The organism is Acinetobacter sp. FDAARGOS_724 (assembly GCF_013364475.1).
Taxonomy (GTDB): Bacteria; Pseudomonadota; Gammaproteobacteria; order Pseudomonadales; family Moraxellaceae; genus Acinetobacter; species Acinetobacter variabilis.
The window spans coordinates 3,149,351-3,170,695 of the sequence record NZ_CP054908.1 but is presented as its reverse complement, the minus strand read 5'-3'; the positions used below and the strand labels follow the sequence as shown (position 1 = coordinate 3,170,695).

Here is a 21,345-nt window from a genome sequence, read left to right as displayed (position 1 = left end):
TAAAGTATTTTAGAAAGGAATGTACTTCATAAGCTCCTGTTTATGCATAAATACCTTATAAATATTTAACGTATTTCCAAAATTGTAAGAAAGTCTTAAAAAATATATGGAATTGAGAATGTAACTTATTTCGGGGTATGTTGAACCTGAAAAATGATTTTTTTCGCCTAAGCTCATCGAGCAATATCTGCAATGAAATTTACTATTTCTGGTTAAGAGCTACGCTTAACACTGAAATAGAAAACATAGATTCAGCTTTTTATTAAATGAGCTATTTCTAAAATTAAAAAATTCTAAGCTTTGATTTCATATGAAATTTATACTTAAACTGATTCGAATAAAACGATTATTTTTCATACTTTTATCAACATCTCATACTAAAGAATGAGACAGATTTAGGCCTATTTTTCAGAAAAAATGCAATTTGGAGTCAAAATTCTAAAGTATGAGTTATAAATTTCGGTAAAAATACCATTTTTAGTATTTAAGCTTTTGAAAATCATAAGATTTGGGAAATGGACTTTCGACAGCGTACAATGCCTTTATTAAAAAACAAGTCATCAAGATATTTTGATGAATAAAAAGAGTAATGAAAGAGGGCAGGCAAGCTATGAACAATAACTACCGGAAACCGCTGCAAGGTACCCAGCTGGAATATTATGACGTGCGACAAGCCGTAGAAGATATTCAGCCAGGCACATATGCCAAACTTCCTTATACATCTAAAGTGCTGGCCGAGCAGCTGGTACGCCGTTGCGAGCCTACGATTTTAGAACAGTCTTTACGCCAATTGATTGAGCGTAAACAGGAACATGATTTTCCTTGGTATCCGGCGCGTGTAGTGTGTCATGACATCTTAGGGCAAACAGCACTGGTCGATCTTGCCGGTCTGCGTGATGCGATTGCCGATCAGGGCGGTGATCCCTCTAAAGTTAATCCAGTGGTTCCAACCCAGCTGATTGTCGATCACTCATTAGCAGTAGAATACGGCGGCTTTGACCCAGATGCATTTGAGAAAAACCGTGCAGTAGAAGACCGCCGTAATGAAGACCGTTTCCATTTTATTGAATGGACCAAAACTGCGTTTGAAAATGTCGATGTGATTCCTGCTGGTAATGGCATCATGCACCAGATCAATCTGGAAAAAATGTCACCGGTGATTCAGAACCGTGATGGCGTGGCATTCCCAGATACTTGTGTCGGCACAGACTCTCATACCCCACATACCGATGCATTGGGTGTGATTTCTGTTGGTGTGGGTGGTCTGGAAGCTGAAAATGTGATGCTGGGCCGTGCATCGTGGATGCGTCTGCCGGACATTATCGGTGTCGAACTGGTAGGACAACGTCAGCCGGGCATTACCGCAACCGATATCGTACTGGCTTTAACTGAATTCCTGCGTAAGGAACGTGTGGTTGGTGCTTATCTGGAATTCTTCGGTGAAGGCGCAGACAGCATGTCAGTCGGTGACCGTGCCACGATTTCCAATATGACACCGGAATATGGCGCAACTGCGGCCATGTTCTATATCGATCAAAACACCATCGATTATTTGACTCTGACTGGTCGTGAATCTGAACAGGTTAAACTGGTTGAAACCTATGCGAAAGAGATTGGTCTGTGGTCATCAGAAATGACGCAGGCAGAATATCCGCGTGTACTGCGTTTTGACTTGTCTACCGTAACTCGTAACATAGCGGGTCCATCGAATCCGCATGCACGTGTATCAACATCTGACCTGAAAGAAAAAGGCATTGCAGGTGTGGTAGAAAACCGTACTGATGGCTTAATGCCAGATGGTGCAATCATCATCGCGGCGATTACCTCGTGTACCAATACGTCTAACCCGCGTAATACCGTGGCAGCAAGTTTGTTGGCACGTAAGGCCAATGAGCTTGGCCTGGTGCGTAAACCTTGGGTGAAATCTTCTTTTGCTCCGGGTTCTAAAGCGGCTGCATTGTACTTGGAAGAGGCAGGTGTACTGAAGGATCTGGAAAAACTAGGCTTTGGTATCGTGGCGTATGCATGTACCACCTGTAACGGCATGTCGGGTGCGCTTGATCCGAAAATTCAGCAGGAAATTATAGACCGTGACCTGTACGCGACAGCGGTATTGTCTGGTAACCGTAACTTCGATGGCCGTATCCATCCTTATGCGAAGCAAGCCTTCTTGGCATCTCCACCGCTTGTTGTGGCTTATGCGATTGCCGGTACGATCCGCTTTGACATCGAGAAAGATGCCCTAGGCACAGACAAAGATGGCAATCCGATTTACTTGAAAGACATCTGGCCATCGGATGAAGAAATTGATGCTTTGGTGAAAGAGTCCGTGAAGCCAGAACAGTTCAAGAAAGTTTATATTCCGATGTTTGATCTAGGTGAGCGTGAGAAAGCTGCAAGTCCGCTGTATGACTGGCGTCCGCAAAGTACCTATATCCGCCGTCCGCCATATTGGGAAGGAGCTTTGGCTGCACCACGTACCCTTGCGAATATGCGTCCTTTAGCAATCCTTGGCGATAACATCACTACCGATCATTTATCTCCATCAAACGCGATTGTGTTGGATTCAGCAGCGGGTCAATATCTGGCGAAAATGGGTGTGCCTGAGGAAGACTTCAACTCTTATGCAACGCACCGTGGCGATCACCTGACTGCACAGCGTGCAACTCTAGCAAATCCAAAGCTGTATAACGAAATGGTGGTACGTTCTGACGGCACCATCAAACAAGGTTCTAAAGCGCGTGTAGAGCCGGAAGGTGAAGTGATGCGTATGTGGGAAGCGATTGAAACCTACATGAACCGTAAGCAACCGCTCATCATTGTTGCAGGTAAAGATTATGGCCAGGGTTCAAGCCGTGATTGGGCAGCAAAAGGTGTGCGTCTGGCAGGTGTAGAAGCGATTGTGGCTGAAGGTTTTGAGCGTATTCACCGGACAAACTTGGTCGGTATGGGTGTTCTTCCGCTTGAGTTTAAGCCGGGTACAGATCGTAAAACTTTGAAGCTGGATGGTACTGAACTGTATAGCGTAATTGGTAATATTGCGCCTCGTTCGACTTTAATTCTGGTGATTGAGCGTGCGACTGAAGATGGTAAGAAACAGACCATTGAAGTGCCGGTAACTTGCCGTCTGGATACTGAAGAAGAAGTTTCTGTCTATGAAGCGGGTGGAGTATTACAACGTTTTGCACAGGATTTCTTGGAAGGTTCAATTGCTTAAAATTTAAAACTAAAGTTGTTGTAATTGTTCAATAAAAGCCCTACTTTAGAGTGGGGCTTTTTTATAAGTATATACAATGAAAATATTAAAAGATGATCTAGAGTTTTTATCTAAATTAGCAAATGAGTTTTTTGCACAAGAGGATATAGTGTATAAACTTAATAAGTTTTCAGAGAATAAAATTAGTGGATGGGAAATATGGTTACAAGTAGAGTTTGCGATTTTTTTATTTAGTCATCCTGATGTTTCTGAAATTGAAAGAGAAAAAAGATATGAGTTAGACAAGCGAAGGTCAAAAGATAAATATATTTGCTCAATAGATTTTATGATTCGTCAAAAATACAAACAGTCTTCGATTCCATTGGAAATTAAACAACATGAGAATGCATCCAATTGTATTCGCTATATGCTTAAAGACATTGAAAAATATGAAAAAATAAAAGAATCTAAAGCTAGTACTGGAAGATCCTTATGGTGTTTAGGATTACATCCTACAGTTGAGGAGGATTATTTATCTAAATTAATTAATGAAAATAAATTTAGAGAAATTTATCCAGAATTAGTTTTTTCTAAATCTATTAAAGGAACAAATTTCAGTTTTACTCTTATTTAAGTATAAATATTTATATTTAGAATGAAAAAGTGTGAGGTATGATCGTGCTTTTACAGCTTTTTAAAAAGGTCTAATTGTTTAATATTAAAAGATAAAGATAATTGAATTTGGTTGAAAAAGACCCTACTGTTAAGTAGGGTCTTTTACTGAGAAAATGATGTCTTTATTAAGAGAAATTCAAAGCGAAGCAGTTAGTCCTACAACTAAAGTTTCTGCTTTGCTACGAAAATGTAAAATTTTGGCCTATTGCCTAGGAAATGAAAATTTCAAAAAGTGGGTGGATTCTGAACTAAATGGATATGCAGAAACAGAGATATTGCCTAAATATAGAATTTTGTCTGTGATCTCTCAGGGACATTTTAATGGCTCTTTTGGATCTAGGCTTAGGAATGCTGATATCACATCAGGATGTTTTCCACCTGAATTTAGGAATGATTTAACAACTTCATACTTACTGGACCCTATAGCTGAATTAGAATCTCTAATAGATAAAGATTCTACGAATAAGATACTGCAGCAACCTTGGAGTCCAGATTTTATAGCTAAGTTCGCATATGTTATTTATCAAAATATGGTGTGTATTAAAGCATGGAAGTCGATTTCTTCAACTCAGATAGAAGGAGTTCTTGATATTGTAAAAACAAGAATCTTGAGTTTTGTATTAGAAATCGAAGCTCTGGATCCTGACGCTGGTGAAGCTGCTTTAAATTCCAACCCAATCCCACAAGAACAAGTTAGTCAAATTTTTAATATTAATATTTCTGGCAATGTTCAAAACTTAGCTTCAGGAAATCATCACAGCACTATCCACCAAGAAATTAATAACTCTCAAATTCCTGAAGAGTTTCTAAATTTATTAAGCACGTTGAGAAAATCTGAAATCGAGGAAGAGTTAGTTAGCGATCTAGAACTAAGAATTGAAAAATTAGGAACCTCAATTGGAACACCAGAATATACTTCCCAATATGGTGAGCTAATGAGTTTTCTCTCTAATCATGTCACTATATATACTTTTTTAGCTCCATTTATTCCAATGCTATCAAGCTATTTATCATAGAAAGTGAAAGTGATTAAGCACAGCGACGAAATATTATTAAATCACAAATAAAAATATCGCTTAGCTTTAACGACACTATCATTTACAAAAATGGACAATAGACATTCATCACAATAGAGTTATACTGCTTAGACCATTTTCTAAAACAACGGAGAACAAAGATGGTTACAGCTGGCTCAAAACCGGGAACAGGTTTCTATTTTTGTATTCAATGCGGACATCGCGTCTTCTTAGAAATTGGTACAGACCGACTACCACCGTGTACCAAATGCCTCGGCACCCAATATAACGATAAGGTTGCCTAAGCACACGATATTCAAAACAGAAGATCCTGTTTTAAATAAAAGCCCTATCACCCGATAGGGCTTTTTTGTTAGCGTATAATTTACATCATAAAAATGGCTAAATCTCAAGGATAAGCAGCATGGAAACAATCCTCGGTTTATGTATCGGTATCGGCTTGAGTGCAGCCTGTGGTTTCCGTGTTTTTGTGCCTTTACTGGTGATGAGTATTGCTGCATTGATGGGCTGGTTTGAACCGATGACCGGTTTTGAATGGCTGGCCATGCCGGCAGTTTGTCTGGCTTTAGCCATCGCGACCCTCTGTGAAATCGCTGCGTATTATATTCCCTGGGTGGACAATGCCATCGATACGATTGCAACGCCTGCAGCCATGCTGGCCGGAACCTTGATAACGATGGCTGCCAGCAGTGGAGAAATGTCCCAGTTTGCAGCTTGGGCCGCAGCGATTATTGTCGGTGGCGGAACAGCTGGGGCTGTGCAAATGAGCAGTGTTGCAGCACGCGGACTATCAACTACCACCACGGGCGGTGTTGCGAATCCGGTACTCTCAACCGGAGAGTGGATCGGGGCTATTCTGTTATCCATTCTGTCATTGCTTTTGCCAGTGCTAGCTGCCTTGCTGGTTGTAATGCTAGCCATCATGGCAATTCGCTGGATACGTCTAAAAAAGAAAAACAAGCTAGAAAATTCCGCCTTATAAAAGTCAGATAAATAAATATTTATCACTAATTTTTAATGAAATATTTGCTTAAAGAAAGGTCCTTATCTTGTTTATGAAATTGCTTGATTTTTATTCAATAAAGACATAATTTCTGTATGGTTTTATTTGTGGTTGAACTTTATAAAAACAATATTAGGGGAACTGTAAATGATTAAATTTATTGTAGATGAACAAGAGTCTGCCCAAGGCGTGCACTATATTCATAACGCAACACGAGGCTATGAAAACCTGCCAGAATTTGATAACCAGATTCTGATTGGATATTTTGCTAATTATGATCTGGTAATGCTCCCTAAAAATAATTGAACTTAAAAGTAGAAAATCGAATAGCCTTGACCTAAGGAGATTTTCTATGAAAACAACTAAATATTCGGACAGCTTAATCATGAGTATTTTGAAGCAAGCTGAAGCAGGTACTCCAGTGCCTAATCTATGCCGAGAACATGGCATGAGTTCTGCCACTTTTTACAAATGGAAGTCCAAATATGGCGGCATGGATCTTTCCATGATGACTCGACTTAAAGAGCTAGAGACAGAAAATGCCCGCCTAAAGCGCATGTATGCGGATGAACGTCTTAAAGCAGACATTCTTCAGGATGCACTGTCAAAAAAGTTATAAGGCCAACGCAACGCAAGTCACTTGCTCAACAAGCCGTTGAGCAATATAAGATATCAGTGAATAAGGCCTGTCTCATATTCCAAGTCAGTCAAACCTGTTATCGCTATATAGCTCAATTGAAGGAGCAGAATATGGTTATTGCAGATTGGCTGATTAAGCTCACCAATGAGAATAAGACTTGGGGATTTAAGCTTTGCTTTTTGTACCTGCGTAATGTCCAAGGCTACCCTTGGAATCACAAGCGTATTTATCGCATTTATAAGGAGCTTGAGCTTAACCTTCGGATTAAACCCAACAAACGCATTAAACGAATAAAGCCTGAAACTCTTGCAGTACCAGAAGCGCAGAATGAATCATGGTCAATGGACTTTATGCACGATCAACTCAGTGATGGCCGCAGTTACCGTGTGCACAACGTCATTGATGACTATAACCGTGAGTCATTAGATATCTTGATTGACTTCTCCTTACCCGCCGAACGAGTACTTCGAGGGTTGGATCAACTCATCGAATGGCGAGGTAAACCAAAACGAATCCGAAGTGACAATGGACCAGAGTACATCAGTGATTTAATGGAGGCATGGTGTAAGCAGCATGAAATTGAGCATGTATTTACCCAGCCTGGCAATCCACAACAAAATGCGTATGTAGAACGCTTCAATCGGACAGTACGTTATGAATGTTTAAATCAATATTTATTTCGAGAACTTGAAGATGTTCAAGACTATACAACAGCATGGCAACACTTTTATAATCATCAACGACCTCATATGTCAGTTGATGGTAAACCACCTAAATTTAAACAATGATAAAGGCTTCGATTTTTCTACTCATTAACTCAATTAAAAATGGGGGTATTACCATCTGGCTTATAAACGGGCAAGAATGAACTGGCCGAGAGAGAAAGTAGAGGGCTGTCATAAGTGCTGTACAGAATGAGATTCATAGACATATTGGGCGTCATTTAAAACCTGCTATACAGTGGGTTTTATCATTTATTCTGTTTGAAAATTGATCAATTCGACCCCATATAAAATTATAGATTTATCATGTTTAGGGCTGCTCAATTGCAACATTATCTTGATCTCAATCATGACTCGGGTGTGGCCAATTATGAGATTGGCAATGAGTTTATTCGGGTTCAATTCAAGAAAACTTCGAAAGTGTATACCTATAGTTATAGCAGTGCAGGCTATCAGCATGTGGAAAATATGAAACAGCTGGCCCAGTATGGTGATGGCTTAAATGCCTATATCAATCATCATACCCGTCATCTGTTTGTACGCTAAAAAGTGATCGCTGAGAGTGAGAACTGAAACTTTTAGCTCAAAATATTTAAACCATTCCCCTTTAGATTACAGATACAAATCAGTAATTCCTGAAGATTTGATTGATCTGTTAACTTAATGATAGATGGCTCTACAGGCAGGGAATCACTATGGACCTCGATTTCTGGTGTCGGTTTTTACTTTATACATTGGCTTTGAATTACAGCATTTTAATGCTCTGGTTCTTGCTCATTGTCTTTTTACGAGACTGGGTAAAACGATTGCATAGTCGATGGTTTCAGCTTTCAGATTCGACTTTTGATGCCGTTCATTATGGCGGCATGGCCCTCTATAAAATCGGAATATTCCTATTCAATCTGGTTCCGCTGATAGCCATATATTTAATTGGGAAAAGTTAGGAGATAAAACTTTCGCAGGTTTCAAGAATAAATAAAATTGATAGTCGCATTAGCATTACACAGAGCAGTTTAAACGCTTAAAATGCTCGAAACAGAATAAATAATATAGAAAAGGAGTTCGGCTCAATGAATCAGTTTAAACCTGCCTTAATTTTAGGTGCATTGATCGGCTTGGGAATGATTATTGCCGGATTCATTCTGGGCAATAGTGCGGTCAAGATTAAACAATATGAGCGGATTGTTTCCGTAAAAGGGCTGTCGGAACGTGAAGTGAAAGCCGATGTCGCAGTCTGGCCCATCCGTTTTAGTGGCGGTAGTCAGGATCTGACAGAACTGTATGACACCATGGAGCTGCAAACCCAACAAATTCAGGCGTTCTTAAAAGGCGAAGGTTTTAAGGCAGAAGAAATTAACACAGGTTCTCCAGTCACTACAGATAAATACGCACAGCAATACGGCGGTGATGCCAATGTCGCGCTACGTTATACCGCGCATCAGACTATTACGGTTTATACCCACAATATTGATGCAGTCCGTGCAGCGCAAACCCGTCTGGTCGCTCTCGGTAAAAAAGGTATTGCTTTTGGTGGTGATGATTCTGGGCAAAGAACGGAATATATTTTTACCAAACTGAATGACATCAAACCGGCGATGATTGAAGAGGCCACACAAAATGCCCGCAGTGTGGCAGAAAAGTTTGCAGCGGATTCTCAAAGCCGTCTCGGGAAAATCAAGACAGCCAATCAAGGTCTGTTTAGCATTGAGGATCGTGACAGCAATACGCCTTATCTAAAGAAAGTTCGTGTGGTTTCTACAGTGGATTATTATCTGGCTGATTAAATGGCTGGAAAACTGAACTTAGCGGTCTGAAAAATTTAGAGCAGAATGAAGTTTTAAATGAAGATAAATTCCAGAAATTCTGCTCTTTCTGCAATAAAAGATCTTTATTTTGAGCTAAAAGATAAAAAATTCTTCTATAAATATATTCTAAGAAAAATATTTTCAAAAACTGGGAAAATTAAAAAATCTTAGGAAATTAATTTTACCGCAGCTTGGCTACTATATATCTCAAGGGTGTGATGGGATCGAAAAGAGTAGCATGCTGTGAGTGGCGCAAAACGCGAGTGCAGTACGAACCCAAAAGGTCTCGATTCGGCTTAGGACGCTATAGACCAAAAGTTTATAGGCTATAAGATCATTTCTTACAAAGAGTGATAGTTGAAGTAAACCATCAAGATGTTTTCCCAACACCCTCAAAATTTTCTCTTCTAATAATAAATCTTCTCCTCCAAACTGCTTAATACTTTCCTTAACCAGTCACTTATCTTCTTCCTCAAATAGCTTTAAATTCATTTGAGATTCAAATAAATACTATTAAAATCACATATCTAATCTATTTTATTTGTAGCCTATTGCTTTCAATTATCCTTTATTTAAATACTATTCTAATGTCACCGGTTGTTTATAAGTATTTGATATAAATAATTTAAAATATAATATATTTAATATTTGCTCACAAATTATATCCTTGAAAAATAAAACAGAATGCTATGATAATTTTGCATATAAGAAAGGGGCACGTCTCATGAAAAAATATGAATTAGAAATCAGTTATCCGCATCAGAAAGAAGACGAAGCAGAGCAGCTAGGCAGCTTATCGGCAGAAGAAATTCTCTCTACTTTTAAGTCCATCAATTGGCAACAGTTACGGATTTTACAATTACAGATGCAAGCCGCCGTTACCACTTTTACCGTAACAGACTCCGATGCTGAACAGTCAATTCAGATCACGCTGAATGAACTGGCGCCGTCAGGTCAGCTTGAGTTCAGGCTGGAAAGTGATATTGAAGTCGAAGCTCAACATAAAATTCTGGGACTATTTAGCCTGAAAAACAAAGACTATGTGTCATTTCGCAGTCTGACTATGTCACAGGTTCAGCAATATCTTATGACATTCTTAAATGAAGATCTCGACAGCCTGAAAACCCAGTATCAGTCAGGTCATTCAGTATCTCCCATCAGTGCAGCGTCCAAAGCTTAGTCGGGCATTGATTCTATAACAGGGCTGGATTGACAGTATTCCCTGACATTGTTATTTTGCGCGTTTTCTCCTGAATGCTTACAGCACATGCCTATTAACGACAACTTTGTCTACGCGCCGCCTCAAGACCCATTGCATATTCTGTATGAAGATGATGATCTAGTCGTCATTGAGAAGCCGGCCGGTTTGTTGTCTGTTCCGGGACGTTTGCCTGAGCATCATGACAGTGCTTATCTACGGGTACTAGAGCGTTATCCGAATGCCAAAATTACCCATCGTCTGGATATGGCGACGTCCGGAATACTGATGTTTGCCAAACATCGCGAAGCCGAAGTGGCGGTCAGTAAAATGTTCCAGGCACGTACAGTCAGCAAGCACTATATTGCGCTGGTACAGGGGGAAATTCAGACCGAGGGCAGTGTCGATGTGCCTTTAATTACTGACTGGGAAAATCGCCCCCGGCAAATGGTACATTTTGAACTGGGTAAAGCTGCCAAAACACTCTATCAACGGCTGGAATATCTGCCTGAGCAAGACATCAGCCGGGTATTACTGACGCCAATTACCGGACGTTCACATCAGCTCAGAGTCCACATGCTGCATATCGGTCATCCGATTACGGGCGATAAAATCTATCATCCGGAACCAACGCGTAGTCATCTTAATCGCATGGCCTTGCATGCCAGTGAACTGACTTTTACTCAACCCTTGAGTGGTCATAAAGTTGAGATTCTTGCACCTGCGCCATTTTAGTGAGACTTAACCATTCAAAAAATGAATATAGATTCTGATAAATATTTGAATTTCAGTAAGCTGCAACAGAAATGTCAGAATTTATTTCAATCATCGGAAAATTATGGAGTTGAATTTAAGCAGTTTTCTAGAAAAATTATGTTCGGAATCATGTCTTATCAAGTAATGATTTTTTGAAATTAAAAAAGTGTATCCGGAAAAATTTCAGAAATCATTTAAGGGGGATTTATCACTTTATCTTTAGTTTAACTGTTTGATCTGTCTATTTTTATTAGGTTTTTCTCAAGATTTTCAGCCTATCCAAAATTCGATCTTATAACTTTTGATATAAAAATAAAAACCACTCTAATCGCTTATCACCAACAGATTCATTTTAAGTAAATTGATAGGCATAAAAATATTAAGGTTTTATAGGTGGAAGATCATTAGATCTCTTTCATAAATCATTTTTTGCTCAGTTCCAAGTTGTAGATTCCAGCGATTAAATTGAATCTCAAACCAAGCCTTTTACCTCTATTTCGATAACGCTCAGCAAGGATTTTGAAGGTTTTCAGGCTGCCAAATACATGCTCTATTCCGATTCTTCTTTTATTGATTTCCTGATTATAGATTTTCAATTCAGGATCCAATTTACAGTGTCTTTTGGCTTTTAAGGGCAACAGGCTATTCGGATACAACACATAAATCCCCTGATAGCCTTTATCCGCAAGAACAAAGGCTCCTGAAGGAATCTGGTTTAAATTGCGTTTGAACAACTCGAAATCATGCACTGCACCGCGACTGGTACATAAACTCAGAATTTGCTGAGTTTTGTAGTGAATCATGGCCTGTACTTTAAAGGTATGGGTCTTTTTCTTGCCGCTATAGCTTTTCTTCTGTTTTTTTAGGCCTTTGGATTGGAATTTCCGTGGCATCCACGATCACAACATTCCAGTCGATGCCTTCGCCCTCGGGTAAATCTTTGGGTAAATTAAACAGATTGGACCGAATCAGGCAGTCTTCAATATGACGGACAATTCTTGAGGCTGTGGGCTCTGAAACCCCGTAACTCGTCGCAACGTGAAATAAGGTTCGGTATTCCCGCCAATAGCTCAGACAGAGCAGAACCTGATCCTCCAGGCTTAACTTGGGCGGTCTGCCTTTGGCAGAGACATGCTTTTGCAATTGCTCAACCATCAAATAGAAAGTTGACCATGAGATGCCTGTGTATCGCTTAAACTGAGGATCAGAAAGCTTGTTTGAATCGATGTATTTCATCCGCAGATTATGCACGAATGCCAAGAAATCCGGAGGGCAAATATTAACCAAAAAGAAGATCGTTTTTTGATTTATGAAAGAGATCTATTTAAAAGATTAAATATATTAAATATTTATGGTCATTTTTTATCTTTGATTCTCCTCATTAAATTATGCAGAATAACTTTAAAACATCATAAATTTTTAATTTTTTAGTGCCTATATATGGTGCAAGAGGTAAGGGACAGGATGATGCTAAGTGGCGCGCTCTTTGTTCTCGCAAGTGTTTTAATCATTGTATTACTACGGGTATTCAATAGCCTGAAATTATCAAGAAACAATATTCGGTTTCTACAGGAAAATCTGGATCATTCACGCAGTAAATTAGCTAATTATGAAACACAAGTTGATGAATTAAATTATGAAATGACCCAGCTACGGATGCAGTTGGGGATCGCCAAAACTGAACTGAATAAATATAAAAAATATCAGGATATCTGTAACATTGAACAGTACATTTGTCTGAGCCATCTGCAGTGATTGCTTCCTAACTCCAATTAAAAAAGACAAATCAACCGATAAAATTTTTTAATCTGCAGATTGATATGTAGGTATTTTTAATTAGATGAAAATGCAGCTTTTTTTCTCAATTTATTAAATTTATATTCATAAAATTCAGTTGGTTATTTAGAGAAAGTTAATTTTTTTTCATATTCTGTACTCGATAATTCAAATAAAATAAGTTAAGCTGAATCGAATAATAAAACATCATAATAAGGATATCTCTATGGCACGCGATTATGACAAATTCCCTGACGATGAAAATGGTCATGTACTGTGGCAAATGTATCAGGATGGTGATGATCTGCAGGACGACCATGAAATTGAATTCTCGATAGCCTTTAATAGTGAAGAACAGGCTGACCGCTGTGCATTGCACTTGCTTAAAGAAGAACAAAAGATAAGCCTATATCAGGATGAGGAGAGCGATACGCTGGAATGGACAATTACTATTCATGTCTATATGCAGCCTACCTATGAAAATATTGTCGATCTGGAACAATGGTTTACCAGAATTGCCGCTGAATTTCAGGGTGAATATGACGGCTGGGGCTGTATGGCCTATGTCTATGATGATGAAGGCGACCCGGAAGAGGGCGAAAGCAAACTGCGTAGCAGCTAATCAAAATTTCCTTATTCAAGCCCGGTTAAGCCGGGTTTTTTATCGCCTGCGGTATTGGTCGGGTCAACTGTAGTTTTTTGTTATACATCCTATAAAATGGATAGATAACAATTATATTTAGGCCGTACAGTATGTTGGGCAGTTATTTAAATACTGAGGCCGACGAGATCGGGATGATCCGTCCGAATAATAAATAAAAATAATCTTTCAGTAAGAACAAGAAAAAAGGTAGGCTGAAATGAGTTATACCCTAAAAATGCATCGCGTATTCAGTGCGCCACCGGAACGGGTGTACCGGGCCTTTATTCATCCAGATGCTATTGCAAAATGGCTGGCACCGCATGGCTTCACTGCCAGAGTTGAGCATGCCGAAGTCAAACCGGGAGGCAGCTATAAAATCACCCTGACCAATTTTGCTACAGGTACCCAGCATCATTTACATGGCACCTATCATGAAGTTATTCCCAACCAGCTACTGCGCTATACCGATTGCTTTTCTACACCTGAAGTCAAAGGTGAAATTGAAGTCACGCTCATCTTTGAAAAAGTGTCTGTAGGCACCAGCCTGCATATTATTCAGGTGGGTTATCCGGATCTGGTACCGCCATCTGCATGTCACTTAAGCTGGCAAGAGTCATTGCAGCTTTTGTCCTGGCTGGTCAATCCACATATTTTGGATGGTTAAGTTCAGTTAATTAAGTTGAGCGGGAGATCCTTTTAAAGCTTGAGCATGAACCTATCCAAAGATGCTATAATTCAGCTTTAATTTTTTGTTTTTTCTTTTATTTTTTTATTTTGTCGAGGTTGCTATGGCTCTACCACAATGCCCAAAATGCCAGTCTGAATATACCTATGAAGATGGTGACTTGTTAATCTGCCCAGAATGTGGGTATGAGTGGAAAGAAGGGGAAGCAACTGAGGAAACTGTGGTCATCAAGGATGCGCATGGCAATCTGCTGGCTGATGGCGACACAGTTACGGTGATTAAGGATCTTAAACTTAAAGGGTCTTCTTCAGTGGTTAAAGTCGGGACTAAGGTCAAAAATATTCGTCTATTACCCGATGCAACTGATGGACATGATATTGACTGTAAAATTGATGGCATTGGCGCCATGAAGCTCAAATCTGAATATGTGAAAAAAGCCTAATACGTTCTTATACGAATGAGTGCTTTCGGTCTTCGGGTTTGAAGGTTTATGCTTCTTCCTCAAACTCGAAGATCAATCTCTTCTGATCACTATATCATGCCTGGATCTATGCTTTATGCCTCATCTTCATCTTGAATATTCAGATAATATTCAGCAGCTCGAAACCCAACCTTTAATGTTGGCAATTCATCAGGCCTTATTTAACGCCGGTTATATTAATGAGCCGAATGATTTAAAAAGCCGGGCGATTGTACAGCAAGATTTTCTGATTGGACTAGAGCAGAAGACAGATCAGGCTTATGTGCATGCTAAAGTTTTTCTCCTGACTGGTCGTAGTCTGGACATTTGTCAAGCAATTTCCAAGCTGGTACTTCAGGTCATGCAGCAGCACATTGTCTCGCAGCCAGGGCTAAAGATTCAGCTCTGTGTTGAAATTCTGGAAATGGACAAAGAAACTTACACTAAAGCTATTATTTGAATTTTTTAGATTGAAGTGAGGACTAGAAATGAAGTTTTCCTAGTTCCTCTCTTTATCTTGAATGTATAAGAACTTAATAAAAAATTGAGAAGTATCAAAGCAATTTTGAAATATAAAGAACGATAAATAAAACTAGGACGTGTCCTCATTTGGCTTTGCACCAAATAAATATGCAGGCTATACGGATTATAGATTTATAATTGCGTGCTAGTTTATCAAATCGAGTTGCAATAGCACGGAAATGTTTTAATCTCGCAAAAGCATTTTCAACTAAATGTCTTAATTTATATAGATATTTATCAAATTCCTTATTCGATCTCTTACTGTTTGATCTCAATGGAATAATGGGAATCATATTCTTGTTCTTGGCACATATTCTAATGTGCTCAGCATCATACCCCTTGTCAGCAATGAGATAAGTTGCCTCGCCTACAATATCAATCAGTTGTTTTGCAACTTGACTGTCGTGGACGTCACCCCCAGTGATTTTAAAATCAATCGGTAATCCATTCGCGTCGGTTGCAAGATGTATTTTTGTTGTTCGTCCACCGCGTGATTGTCCAATTGCTCTTTCGAAACCATGCCGAGCTCCACTTGCATGTTGATGCACGCGTATGTAGCTTCCATCAATGAATACCCATTCCTGATCCAGAATGCCTCGTAATCTAAAAAAAATTTATCCCATAATCCTTTACTTGCCCAGCGATTAAAGCGATTGTAAGCAGTTTGCCAAGGGCAAAATTCTTGAGGAATATCACGCCATGTCGCACCCGTACGTAGTTTCCATAAGATGGCTTCCATGATATTTCTACTATTTTTTGAACAATAACAACCGTGTAATCGCATAGTATCTTGAATTTGCTGCCAAATATCATCGGTAAGAAGAGTACGTGCCATTGAAAACATATAGAAATGAAAAGAGCTTAAAGGAGGATTTTAAGTATTTAAAACCAATTCTTCAAATGATGACACGCCCTAGAGCATAAAAATTTAAATAATCAGTCAAAATTCACCTGATGATTGTAGTTGATCAGAAAATTTTGCCTATGATTAAAAAATGGTGTAATTTTAGGTATTAGGTCACATTTTTGACCTGATCTATGGGGGATGGGTAAAACCAGAACCCATCCACATAATTAAAAATAATGAAAAACAAGAAAGACTGAAAAATGATGAGATGCTTGAAATCTCGGTTTTCAAGTCTGAATAAAACCTTATAGAGAGGTATTCAATGAAAATAATAGGGGAAGAATGTCTGGCTCAGGAAGTCAGGACATTTTTACAAAAATGGGATCAAGCTATTTGTTCACTTGAATTCAGCGAAATTCGTCAACTTTGCCGACCAGATGTCTGTCTGATTGATATTAGCTCCGAGCTGAAAGGGATTGAGGCTTATCAGGCTGCATGGCAACAGTACCGCCCATATATGCGCAACAATGGTATGCGCGTTGAACGGCAGGAGGTCACCATTCAGGTCAATAATGACATGGCTTTCGTATATGGGTATGTCCGGATTGCCTATGCGGCGATGGAACGATATTTTCCTTTACAATGGTGCCGCTTCAGCATGGTCTTGAGCAAACAGCAAGATCATTGGCAATTGCATTATCAACATATTTCTGTTCCTGTTCAGGAGAAAACTGAAAAACTGCGTCCTGTGAAACTGGCAGGTTAAGGCGCAAGTTTTAAATTTCATTGTAACAAGATCATCATGTCTATTTGTCCATTCTTGAAAAAAATCACCATAAAAAGCCTGAATCGTTCAGGCTTTTTTATTTAGGGAAGATTAGAAACGTTTTGGAATCCGCTGACCATCCGGTACCGGAATTTCCGCATTCTTTAATACACCAAATAACCAGGTTTCTGCATGTTGTACGGCTGTTTTTAACTGGTCACCCAAGGCTAGACGTCCGGCAATAAAACTTGCTAATGAACAGCCTGAGCCGTGATATTCACCCTCCAGACGCGGGCAACGGGTTTCGTTGATCAATTCACCCTGAATATATAGACGGTTCTGGATATAGTCGGGAGTATCTTCATGGCCGCCTTTAACCAGAATCGCGTGAGCACCCATTTCAAACAGTTTCTGCGTGGCTTGATCTAAATCCTGTTCACCTGTTAGGGCACGCAACTCAACTGTATTCGGAGTTAAAATCGTGGCTAGTGGAATCAGTTGTTTAAACGCTTTGACCAGTGTGGCCTGATTGCCGAGTGAGCCACCACTGTTGGCTACCAGCACCGGATCCAGTACATACTGATAATCTGCATGCGCTGTTAGAAATTCTGCCAGCGCCTCAATATTTTCAGTAGTACCCAGCATGCCTGATTTAACACAGCGGATCGGTAGATCCTTTACCACGGCATTGGCCTGAGCCAGCAGTAATTCCTTTGAAGTTGCTTCAAAACCAAAGACTTGTTGCGAGTTCTGGATGGTCAGGGCTGTACAGGCAATTGCAGCATGAGCACCACTTTGACCGATGGCTTCAATATCTGCTTGAAGGCCTGCTCCACCTGAAGGATCTAAACCTGAAAAGCAAAGTACGGTAGGTCGCAAAATGATGTCCTTCATTCACTAAAATTGCCTTAGTATAGGCAAATTTATTCAAACTCTCGATATTAATTTCTATCACTTGCAAGAACTGTCTGTCAGGTAAAATTTCGAATGTTTTCTCTGATTAAAATACAGGAATGATTGCCCTGTAAATGGGCGTTATTGGCTTGTTTTTATGGCCTAATAATTGCTTTAGCGTAGAGAAATCTGGCTATACTCACGATATGAAATGATGTCGGTTGCAAATATAGGGGACAAGGTGTGATTCAGAATATTTTAATTGACTTGGATGGTACATTAACTGACCCAAAAGTGGGGATTACGACTTCTGCCCGCTATGGTCTGGAAAAGGTGGGTCATCCGATCAGTGAAGACACGAATATTGACTGGATTATCGGGCCTCCTCTAAAAGCTTCGTTAGCCAAAATTCTGAATGTAGATGCGGATGATACTCTGGCTGAACAGGCACTAATGGCATATCGTGAGCGTTTCGCAGTGACTGGTCTATATGAAAATCACGTCTTTGAAGACGTAGCTGAAACTCTGGCGGAACTTAAACGCCGTAGTTATCGTCTGTTTCTCGCAACAGCAAAACCAACCGTTTATGCCAAACAGATTCTGGAACATTTTAATCTGGTCCAGTATTTTACTGAGATTTATGGCAGTGAGCTGAATGGTGATCGGACCAATAAAGGGGAACTGATTCAGTATATTCTGGAACAACAAGGCATGCAGGCTGATCAATGCATTATGGTGGGGGACCGTGAGCATGATATTTTTGGTGCCCGCCATAACGGGATTGAGTCGATTGCAGTCAAATACGGCTATGGTTCAGAAATTGAATTACAGCAGGCACAGCCTAAGTATATGATTGAGAACTTTAGTCATTTATTAAACTATTTAAAATAATTTTTTATTTTCATTAAAATAAAATGCTTCTATGTTTAGGAGCATTTTTTATATTCATTATTAACAATAATTTTTAACTTTATCTTTTGAATAGAAATCTATTTTATTGCGTTAACTTGATTAATTATTTGTATACTTTTGTTCTAATATTTTTTAGGCTTACATAAATATAATAATGTATTTTATGTGGTGAATGTCATAGTTTAATTATAATTCACAAAAACATATTTTCCATATTTTAATATCTATTTATTTAAATCTATATAAAATATTAAAATTCAACAGCTTAATTTTATAATAATTTTTTAATTTATTCATTTCACTATGTTTTCAATATTTGGTAACAAGTTAAAGATAACATTTTTCAGATTCTCATCCCTTGATTTTGATGATATGTATTTCACGTTTAATTAAGCAATAAATAGATTATAAAAAAGGATGGGAATAATATGGCGAATATACAGATATTGTCTGCAGAGAATGGAGAATTAATTCAGTATATTAATACTAATATTGTGAATTTAACCGAAAAATCAGTGATTAAGGTAAATGCCACGATTGATGAAGTGGCAAAAATTAAGCGTCAAGGTAATTCGGCTGTTATCCATTTTAAAAATGGTGAAACTATTACGATCGAAAATTATTTTGATTATGCAGTGAATGATAATCGAATCGTTTTTGAGCATGAAGGCCAATTGTACTGGGCGGAATTTACTGATGAAAATGGGGTAATGCTCGATACGATTCAATATCACTCGCTTACAGGAGATCTGGCTGAGAGTGGAACCGTAGCTGCGGGTGTTTTACCTTGGCTGGGTGGAGCACTGGCTCTAGGAGCTATTGCGGCAGCGGCAGGTGGAGGCTCATCCTCAGGAAGTAGTTCGGATAATCGGGATATGAGTCCGCCGAAGTTAACCGGCGTCATTGTAAATGAAGAAGGCCAGCTTGAACTGAGTTTCGATGAAAATATAAATGGTTCAAATCCACGCGCTGAAGATTTCACAGTAGTTGTGGATGGAGAAGAAATTCCCGTCACCGATATTATTGTACAAGATGATAAGATTATCCTGATTACGGAACCAGAGATCCGGGACGGACAAGAAGTTACGGTTGAATATCAGGATAGTACACCTGATGATAATCAGGGAATTAAGGATTCAGAAGGGAATGTATTAGAAGATCTGGATTCAGATGATGTAAGGGAGTGCAGAATCCGGATATTAGTGGGCCCGTACTTTTAGCTGCCGAAGTTAATGCCAATGGCAATATCGAACTTAGTTTTAACGAAACTCTAGATGCAGACAATTTACCACCTTTAGATAGTCTAGTCGTTACAATCGGTACAGCTCCAGATCAGACTACAGTCGATGTGATCAATATTGCTGCCGATGGAAATATCCTCACGATGATTACCAATCCAGTGATTACAGCTGGGCAGAGCGTTAGTGTTGAATATACTGATCCAACCCCTGGAAATGATGACAATGCAATTCAGGACTTGGCAGGGAATGATGCCGCAAGCTTTACTACAGCGGATCTACCCAATGGAGTTGTAAATAATTCAGAACGTTTACTGAATCTTACCGATGATAATGTGTCCGCAATTTTGGAAGGATCACAAGATGCGACTGTAGTGGCAACATATAGTGATAGTAGTGGTATCGACGTGCTCAATGGCACTTCGGAAGTTGCCGTAGTCGGTTTTACGATTGAGGAAAATACTTCTAGTGTAGTGATCGCTGTACAGCAAGAAAATCTGGTTGGCTTGGCTAATGCCTTTACTTTCGTAGTACGTAATACAACCACTGTCGAAGAATTTGAGGTCGCTTCAGCAAATACCAGTCAAGGCGGCTTGATTGCTGGTGCATTGGGACTGGAGCTACTGGGTGGAGTGGCAGATGCTCAAGGATTGAAGCTAGATATTAATGACTTGTCTGCTGGAATCTATGAAGTCTCTGTATATGGTGATTCTTCACAATTAGCAGATATCCTGACCACTATAGATCTAGCAAGTTTAGGGGATAACACGGTTAACAATCTGGTGTCAGATACCGTATTAGGTCTACTGGAAGCTACCTTGACTGGCCAAAATGCTGATCCTCGTGGAATTCTGGAGCAATTGACACTTCGTGAGTTATTGGATTTAACTACAGGTTCTTCTGTACCAATTATAAATACTTTAACCACAGCAGTTGATTCAGTTTTGTCACTGGCTCTGGATAACATACTAGTTCGCCCAATATTAACTGATGTATACAATACCTCCGTAGGGAGTTTACTTGCAGGGAATGGAGGCGGGGCATTAGGATTCCTATTAACTACCTTAGGATTGGGTACAGCATTAGATGCGCTTCTAAATGGAATTTTAGAAGGGGTAGACGGTGCAGGTCAGGCATTATTCGATAACCTGGTAGAACCATTAGTTAGCGATATTTTGCTAGATACCGTGCTTGAAGATACTGGCCTGACGACTGGTTTAAATACCTTACTAGGATCATTAAATACATTGCTGAGTACTTTAGGGCTGGGTGATGTTTTGCCTACTGTTGATGGCTTGATAGACCTGATCGCTCAAGAAGCCTTAAGTAATCCATTAACGCTATTTGGTGGAACCACTGCTGAAGTCTACGAAGTTAATAGAGAAATCTACCGTGCAACAGGCAATATTCAGGAAACTTCAGCCGACGGCACACAAGCGGATAATTGGGCGGGTGGCGTATTAACTTAGATTAATGGGCAGCCAGTAACTTTCGATTTAAGTGATGAGGGAGATAACTTTACCATTATCGAAGGGACGTATGGTGAGCTCAAACTCTATGAAAATGGTAA

General features: G+C 39.4%; 24 protein-coding genes and 1 pseudogene. 21 read left to right on the top strand and 4 right to left on the bottom strand.

Annotated features, from left to right (window positions below; all coding sequences use genetic code 11):
• Positions 1–610: 610 nt before the first annotated feature.
• From acnD to FOC32_RS16530, 12 genes are all read left to right on the top strand, one after another.
• Positions 611–3,217: a Fe/S-dependent 2-methylisocitrate dehydratase AcnD gene (gene acnD, locus FOC32_RS16580; RefSeq protein WP_175968104.1), complete on the top strand. Its 2,607-nt coding sequence runs from the start codon at positions 611–613 to the stop codon at positions 3,215–3,217.
• A 76-nt stretch (positions 3,218–3,293) separates the two neighbouring features.
• On the top strand, positions 3,294–3,830 hold the full coding sequence (locus tag FOC32_RS16575) for a hypothetical protein (protein WP_034171125.1): 537 nt from the start codon (positions 3,294–3,296) through the stop codon (positions 3,828–3,830).
• A 157-nt stretch (positions 3,831–3,987) separates the two neighbouring features.
• Positions 3,988–4,887, top strand: a complete 900-nt coding sequence (locus tag FOC32_RS16570; RefSeq protein ID WP_175968103.1) for a hypothetical protein — start codon at positions 3,988–3,990, stop codon at positions 4,885–4,887.
• A 107-nt stretch (positions 4,888–4,994) separates the two neighbouring features.
• Complete coding sequence (locus FOC32_RS16565; protein ID WP_312074660.1) at positions 4,995–5,192, top strand: zinc ribbon-containing protein; 198 nt, start codon at positions 4,995–4,997, stop codon at positions 5,190–5,192.
• Between the two features lie 119 nt (positions 5,193–5,311).
• The gene (locus FOC32_RS16560; RefSeq protein ID WP_034171126.1) at positions 5,312–5,890 is read left to right on the top strand and encodes a DUF4126 domain-containing protein; all 579 of its coding nucleotides are present in this window, start codon (positions 5,312–5,314) and stop codon (positions 5,888–5,890) included.
• A gap of 168 nt (positions 5,891–6,058) precedes the next feature.
• Positions 6,059–6,217 carry a hypothetical protein gene (locus tag FOC32_RS16555; protein ID WP_175968101.1) on the top strand — a complete coding sequence of 53 codons (159 nt, stop codon included), beginning with the start codon at positions 6,059–6,061 and terminating at the stop codon, positions 6,215–6,217.
• A gap of 46 nt (positions 6,218–6,263) precedes the next feature.
• A protein-coding gene (locus FOC32_RS16550; RefSeq protein WP_175965977.1) for an IS3 family transposase occupies positions 6,264–7,339 on the top strand; the annotation gives its coding sequence in 2 pieces (ribosomal slippage) (positions 6,264–6,516 and positions 6,516–7,339; 1,077 coding nt in all).
• 258 nt (positions 7,340–7,597) lie between these two features.
• Positions 7,598–7,819, top strand: coding sequence for a hypothetical protein (locus FOC32_RS16545; RefSeq protein WP_004785142.1), 222 nt, complete (start codon positions 7,598–7,600; stop codon positions 7,817–7,819).
• A 149-nt stretch (positions 7,820–7,968) separates the two neighbouring features.
• Complete coding sequence (locus FOC32_RS17085; RefSeq protein ID WP_034171128.1) at positions 7,969–8,217, top strand: DUF6868 family protein; 249 nt, start codon at positions 7,969–7,971, stop codon at positions 8,215–8,217.
• Between the two features lie 126 nt (positions 8,218–8,343).
• Positions 8,344–9,057: an SIMPL domain-containing protein gene (locus FOC32_RS16540; protein WP_175968099.1), complete on the top strand. Its 714-nt coding sequence runs from the start codon at positions 8,344–8,346 to the stop codon at positions 9,055–9,057.
• Between the two features lie 745 nt (positions 9,058–9,802).
• The gene (locus FOC32_RS16535; RefSeq protein ID WP_175968097.1) at positions 9,803–10,258 is read left to right on the top strand and encodes a hypothetical protein; all 456 of its coding nucleotides are present in this window, start codon (positions 9,803–9,805) and stop codon (positions 10,256–10,258) included.
• 87 nt (positions 10,259–10,345) lie between these two features.
• Complete coding sequence (locus tag FOC32_RS16530) at positions 10,346–11,011, top strand: pseudouridine synthase (protein WP_034171131.1); 666 nt, start codon at positions 10,346–10,348, stop codon at positions 11,009–11,011.
• 443 nt (positions 11,012–11,454) lie between these two features.
• Here FOC32_RS16530 and FOC32_RS16525 read toward each other — a convergent pair whose 3' ends face one another.
• Both FOC32_RS16525 and FOC32_RS16520 read right to left on the bottom strand, forming a co-directional pair.
• Positions 11,455–11,925, bottom strand: a complete 471-nt coding sequence (locus tag FOC32_RS16525) for a transposase family protein (RefSeq protein ID WP_175968096.1) — start codon at positions 11,923–11,925, stop codon at positions 11,455–11,457.
• The gene (locus FOC32_RS16520) at positions 11,873–12,268 is read right to left on the bottom strand and encodes a transposase family protein (RefSeq protein WP_175968095.1); all 396 of its coding nucleotides are present in this window, start codon (positions 12,266–12,268) and stop codon (positions 11,873–11,875) included. Before FOC32_RS16520 ends, FOC32_RS16525 begins: the two co-directional genes overlap by 53 nt.
• A 231-nt stretch (positions 12,269–12,499) precedes the next feature.
• Between FOC32_RS16520 and FOC32_RS16515 the strand changes: the two are divergent.
• The 5 genes and pseudogenes from FOC32_RS16515 to FOC32_RS16495 form a co-directional block, all read left to right on the top strand.
• Positions 12,500–12,784: pseudogene (locus tag FOC32_RS16515) on the top strand (hypothetical protein); the annotation flags it as partial.
• A 250-nt stretch (positions 12,785–13,034) separates the two neighbouring features.
• A complete protein-coding gene (locus FOC32_RS16510; protein WP_034171734.1) occupies positions 13,035–13,430 on the top strand; it encodes a ribonuclease E inhibitor RraB in 396 nt (131 codons plus the stop codon).
• A 238-nt stretch (positions 13,431–13,668) separates the two neighbouring features.
• Positions 13,669–14,115 carry an SRPBCC domain-containing protein gene (locus FOC32_RS16505; protein WP_004785131.1) on the top strand — a complete coding sequence of 149 codons (447 nt, stop codon included), beginning with the start codon at positions 13,669–13,671 and terminating at the stop codon, positions 14,113–14,115.
• Between the two features lie 124 nt (positions 14,116–14,239).
• The gene (locus tag FOC32_RS16500) at positions 14,240–14,578 is read left to right on the top strand and encodes a zinc ribbon domain-containing protein YjdM (protein ID WP_034171733.1); all 339 of its coding nucleotides are present in this window, start codon (positions 14,240–14,242) and stop codon (positions 14,576–14,578) included.
• A 115-nt stretch (positions 14,579–14,693) separates the two neighbouring features.
• Entirely contained in the window at positions 14,694–15,056 is a 363-nt protein-coding gene (locus tag FOC32_RS16495) for a 5-carboxymethyl-2-hydroxymuconate Delta-isomerase (protein ID WP_034171732.1), read from the top strand.
• A gap of 145 nt (positions 15,057–15,201) precedes the next feature.
• Here FOC32_RS16495 and FOC32_RS16490 read toward each other — a convergent pair.
• Positions 15,202–15,953 (bottom strand): IS5 family transposase gene (locus FOC32_RS16490; protein ID WP_416378058.1). Its coding sequence is split into 2 segments (ribosomal slippage): positions 15,202–15,719 and positions 15,719–15,953, totalling 753 coding nucleotides; the frame shifts between segments, so codons are not numbered across the junction.
• Between the two features lie 334 nt (positions 15,954–16,287).
• On the opposite strand from FOC32_RS16490, the gene FOC32_RS16485 reads away from it, so the two are divergent.
• Complete coding sequence (locus FOC32_RS16485) at positions 16,288–16,731, top strand: YybH family protein (protein WP_034170078.1); 444 nt, start codon at positions 16,288–16,290, stop codon at positions 16,729–16,731.
• A 111-nt stretch (positions 16,732–16,842) separates the two neighbouring features.
• On the opposite strand, the gene FOC32_RS16480 is transcribed toward FOC32_RS16485, so the two are convergent.
• Complete coding sequence (locus FOC32_RS16480; RefSeq protein ID WP_175968225.1) at positions 16,843–17,610, bottom strand: hydroxymethylpyrimidine/phosphomethylpyrimidine kinase; 768 nt, start codon at positions 17,608–17,610, stop codon at positions 16,843–16,845.
• 258 nt (positions 17,611–17,868) lie between these two features.
• On the opposite strand from FOC32_RS16480, the gene FOC32_RS16475 reads away from it, so the two are divergent.
• From FOC32_RS16475 to FOC32_RS16465, 3 genes are all read left to right on the top strand, one after another.
• Entirely contained in the window at positions 17,869–18,516 is a 648-nt protein-coding gene (locus FOC32_RS16475) for an HAD-IA family hydrolase (RefSeq protein WP_034170079.1), read from the top strand.
• A gap of 449 nt (positions 18,517–18,965) precedes the next feature.
• Complete coding sequence (locus tag FOC32_RS16470) at positions 18,966–19,757, top strand: BapA/Bap/LapF family prefix-like domain-containing protein (RefSeq protein ID WP_175968093.1); 792 nt, start codon at positions 18,966–18,968, stop codon at positions 19,755–19,757.
• Positions 19,721–21,244, top strand: coding sequence for a SwmB domain-containing protein (locus FOC32_RS16465; RefSeq protein WP_034170080.1), 1,524 nt, complete (start codon positions 19,721–19,723; stop codon positions 21,242–21,244). The genes FOC32_RS16470 and FOC32_RS16465 overlap by 37 nt, the downstream gene beginning before the upstream one ends.
• Positions 21,245–21,345 lie beyond the last annotated feature (101 nt).